The following is a 3,277-nucleotide window of genomic DNA, read 5'->3' as shown; positions in this document are numbered from 1 at the left end:
CGGGTGACCGAATTCTGGTCGGTGGCCGCGTTCGCCTGGGACCGGGCCGCGAACACCTGGGGAATAGCGATGGCCAGCGCGACGACGGCGATCACCGCGAGCCCCACCTCGACCCCGAACCGCCAGCGGTCCAGGCGGGCCCCGCCGGGCGCCGCCGGCAAGACGATCGGCTGAGGAGCAGGGGCGGGCGGCGGCCTATGCCGGCGCCACGCCAGGCCGGCCAGTACGCCGACGACCCCCACCAGGCCGGTAGTGCCCCTGCTTGCCACCGCTCCCCCTGCCACCCGCACCTCTGCGTGCCCAGCCACTGCTGGGAACTTAGCCGCTTCGGCACGGCCGCCATGCGGAGTCCCGCCAGAATCTCGACCTGCCCCCGCTGCACCCAGGACGACGCCGACGCCGTCACCCTCGAGTCCGTCATCGGCGCCCGAACGTGACCGAGGCGGGCCGGCCTACCTCTTCCAGCACGCTGCCAAGGTCCTCGCCGAGCTCCCGCAGCAGGCCCAGGAGATGACCCGCGACGTCCTCGACATCGCCTCCCGCGCCCCGTGGGGACGGCCGCAGTGGGACCCCACCGACCCCGACGGCGAAGACATGCGCATGGCCTCCGTCGGCCCGCTGATCGTCGTGTTCTGGGTCAACCGGGTACGGCAGCGGATCAACGTCCTGGACGTGTCCTGGCTCGGCTGACCACGGCCCCGGCAAGAGGGGGGCCATTCGATAGGTGGTGTCCAGCTTTTCGCCGGAAAACCCCAGGTCACAGCCCCTGCGGGTGACGGTGCCGACGTCACCCAAACGTCACTTGAACGTCGGGCAAACGTCGACCTGGCTTGCGCGGGCGTCGCGGGCGCGCGACGCCCGCGCTCCGGTGCGTCTACTCGTAGATGTGTGCGCACAGCGGCTCGGGAACGCGGGCCGGGTCCCAGGTCACCCTGGTGCAGATGTACGAGCCCGGCTGGAACTCCTGTCCGTGGAGCAGCCACTTGATGCCGAGCGACCCCAGGCCGCAGTTGTTGTTCCGGTCGCGCACGCTGAAAGGTTCCCCACCGAGCTTGACGCCCCAGATGTGTACGTCGACGCCGCAGATGTCGTGCGGGAAGTACGGTCCGCTGGTCGACGTCAGGTATCCGTGGACCGAATCCACGCGAAGGCCCGACCCCTCCACGTCCAAGTGCTGGTAGTTCCATGCGCCGGGGCCGGGCGCCTTCGCGTGAATGTACGAGGTTCGCGGAGCCGGTCCCTGGGCCACGCCGGCGGTCGGTACCGTCTCCGGGGTACCCGGGGCGTCGGCGGCGGCCACCGAGGTCGGTGCGACGAGCGCGGCGAATGCCGCCGCTGTGGCCAGTACCGACAGGGCGGTTCTGGACGTACGGATCTTGCGCATGAGGAGCTCCCTTGCCAAGCGCGGCGACACCGACTGGACCGTCGAATGCGCGAGACTGGCGCACGCCGCCGCCTTGCCGATCAGCTTGTATCGCTCCGTGGAGTCGATCAACCGCATGGCGTAAACATGCCAGTGATTGATGGCTGCACCGGTTCGAGGCGAGGTGGAGCGCGAGGCCGCGCGCGGCGTCGACCGTCCGCGCTGGCTATCCCGAGGATGACGCCCGTATGTCAGCGAGGCTGACAGAAACGTCGTCAGGGCTGACGTTCCAGCGGCGCTACGTCCCCCGACAGGGTGGAAACGCGCGGCTCAACGCACGGACTTGAGCACAGGGCGGCCAAGTTCGCTGACCTTGCCGCGGGTCTCAGCCTTCCGGGCCTTGGCTTGTCGGTGCGCGTCGAGACGCCGCTCGTACTCGTCTTCGAAGTCGCCGTGATCAAGCCGAAGTTCGGCCGGCAGCGCCTTGAGTGCCTGCTGCTGGTCGCGGGGGTGGTCGTATGCGGCGAGCATGGGGTGGAGTTGGAAGCGTCCGCGCCGCACCACGGTGACCAGGCGTGCGGCCACCAGGTGGGGCATGGCGCGGCTGACCATGCCGCGCTCGAGGGCGAGGCCTTGGGCGAGTTCGTCGTGGGTGGCGGCAACCAGGCCGCCGACCTCCTGCTGGGTCAGCATGTGCAGGAGCAGCGCGTACGCGGTCGGGGGGAGCCGGGGGACGTAGGCGAGGCCGTTGAAGCTGCCCCAGAGCACCGGACGTCGGGTGGCCCACTCCTGAGCGGGGGATGTCATGCCTGCTTCCCTTCTCCGACGCTCTTGACCGTGCGCGCCTCAAGGCGCGCACCCGGCATCGCCAGGGCCCGGAAGGCCTCGGGGACCGCGGGGTCTTCCAGCGCCGACCGGAGCAGGTCCAGCTGCTCGACCCGCTCGGCTTTGCCCTGTCTCGACGTCTTGCCCTTCTCGGGGGCGCGTAGGCCCCCACGGAGGGACGCGGCCGGGTTGAGCTGGTACAGGCCTCGGCGCACGCGGCGCAGCGCCCCGTCGCCCTCCAGGACGTGGAAGGCACGGCTGATGTGCGGCCGACTGTAACCGAGGTGCTGGGCGACGTCGCCGTGGGTCGCCTGGATCTGCCCTCCGGGTTCCTGGGAACCCATCAAGGTCAGCAGTACCACCAGAACGAACCGGTCACCGTCGTACCGCAGTGCTGCCCAGCGCATGAACTCCAGGCTGTCCATGGAGAACGCCTCGCCCACGAAGCCGTTGCTGGTGGGCAGGGGGAACACCTGGGCGCCGTGGCCGGCGGGCAGTTCGATCGTGGAGCCCGGCACGCGGTTGTACGCGGTGGGGGGCGGCTTGGGCCGACGACGCCGTCCGGGGGACGAGGTCGGCAGCTGTGGTGCCGCACTGCCGTCCGGGGACCCTGGGTTCATGAAAGCGCACGCTCTCCTCGATGAGACGGGGCACTGCGCACGCTAGTGCACCGTGGCACTGCTGCCACGAAAACACGGCACAGGAGACACAAAGGAACCAGAAAAGTCAGCCCAGCACTGACCGATCACACCCCGACACGCCGGTTCTCCGCGCCCACGCGCCCAATGAACCGTCCGCACGCACTTGGTGGCAGCAGTGCCACCAAACCCGGGCGCTCCGTCAGGACCACCTGACCTCAGCACACCAGATATGTCAGTCCAGGACTGACCTTCTGACTACGTCACAACGCGCTGACCTGCGGCTATCCAGCGGTTTCCCTCTTAGAACGTGCGCGCGCGTGATACGCGCGCTCTCCCTTCGCCTCAACCACCGACACAGCGCCAGCTGCACCGGGATGGTGGTGCACCGGACGTCCAGTGCGTCCAGCTCGGGGTCGTCCTGGAGCGAGCACACCGCCACCGAAGGCCC

At 69.5% G+C, this 3,277-nt stretch carries 5 protein-coding genes; 2 read left to right on the top strand and 3 right to left on the bottom strand.

The window, feature by feature from the left end; genetic code table 11:
- The first annotated feature begins 510 nt into the window (after positions 1 to 510).
- Entirely contained in the window at positions 511 to 690 is a 180-nt protein-coding gene (locus AB0C36_RS42840; RefSeq protein ID WP_358365159.1) for a hypothetical protein, read from the top strand.
- Positions 691 to 874: 184 nt separating this feature from the next.
- Here the strand turns inward: AB0C36_RS42840 and AB0C36_RS42835 are convergent, their stop codons facing one another.
- Positions 875 to 1,384 (bottom strand): hypothetical protein, encoded by a 510-nt coding sequence (locus AB0C36_RS42835; protein WP_358365157.1) that lies wholly within the window; start codon positions 1,382 to 1,384, stop codon positions 875 to 877.
- On the opposite strand from AB0C36_RS42835, the gene AB0C36_RS42830 reads away from it, so the two are divergent.
- The gene (locus AB0C36_RS42830; RefSeq protein ID WP_358365155.1) at positions 1,383 to 1,508 is read left to right on the top strand and encodes a hypothetical protein; all 126 of its coding nucleotides are present in this window, start codon (positions 1,383 to 1,385) and stop codon (positions 1,506 to 1,508) included. The two genes, AB0C36_RS42835 and AB0C36_RS42830, sit on opposite strands and share 2 nt — an antisense overlap.
- 185 nt (positions 1,509 to 1,693) lie before the next feature.
- Here AB0C36_RS42830 and AB0C36_RS42825 read toward each other — a convergent pair whose 3' ends face one another.
- Both AB0C36_RS42825 and AB0C36_RS42820 read right to left on the bottom strand, forming a co-directional pair.
- The gene (locus tag AB0C36_RS42825) at positions 1,694 to 2,170 is read right to left on the bottom strand and encodes a hypothetical protein (RefSeq protein ID WP_358365153.1); all 477 of its coding nucleotides are present in this window, start codon (positions 2,168 to 2,170) and stop codon (positions 1,694 to 1,696) included.
- Positions 2,167 to 2,808: a helix-turn-helix domain-containing protein gene (locus AB0C36_RS42820; protein ID WP_358365149.1), complete on the bottom strand. Its 642-nt coding sequence runs from the start codon at positions 2,806 to 2,808 to the stop codon at positions 2,167 to 2,169. The genes AB0C36_RS42825 and AB0C36_RS42820 overlap by 4 nt, the downstream gene beginning before the upstream one ends.
- Positions 2,809 to 3,277 lie beyond the last annotated feature (469 nt).

The sequence above is a fragment of the Streptodolium elevatio genome (assembly GCF_040649515.1).
Lineage (GTDB): Bacteria > Actinomycetota > Actinomycetes > Streptomycetales > Streptomycetaceae > Yinghuangia > Yinghuangia elevatio.
This window is presented reverse-complemented; position numbering and strand designations above follow the sequence as displayed.

Coding starts and splice junctions, on each gene's coding strand:
- AB0C36_RS42840 (WP_358365159.1), top strand. CDS start 511: ATGACCCGCGACGTCCTCGACATCGCCTCCCGCGCCCCGTGGGGACGG.
- AB0C36_RS42830 (WP_358365155.1), top strand. CDS start 1,383: ATGAGGAGCTCCCTTGCCAAGCGCGGCGACACCGACTGGACCGTCGAA.
- AB0C36_RS42835 (WP_358365157.1), bottom strand. CDS start 1,384: ATGCGCAAGATCCGTACGTCCAGAACCGCCCTGTCGGTACTGGCCACA.
- AB0C36_RS42825 (WP_358365153.1), bottom strand. CDS start 2,170: ATGACATCCCCCGCTCAGGAGTGGGCCACCCGACGTCCGGTGCTCTGG.
- AB0C36_RS42820 (WP_358365149.1), bottom strand. CDS start 2,808: ATGAACCCAGGGTCCCCGGACGGCAGTGCGGCACCACAGCTGCCGACC.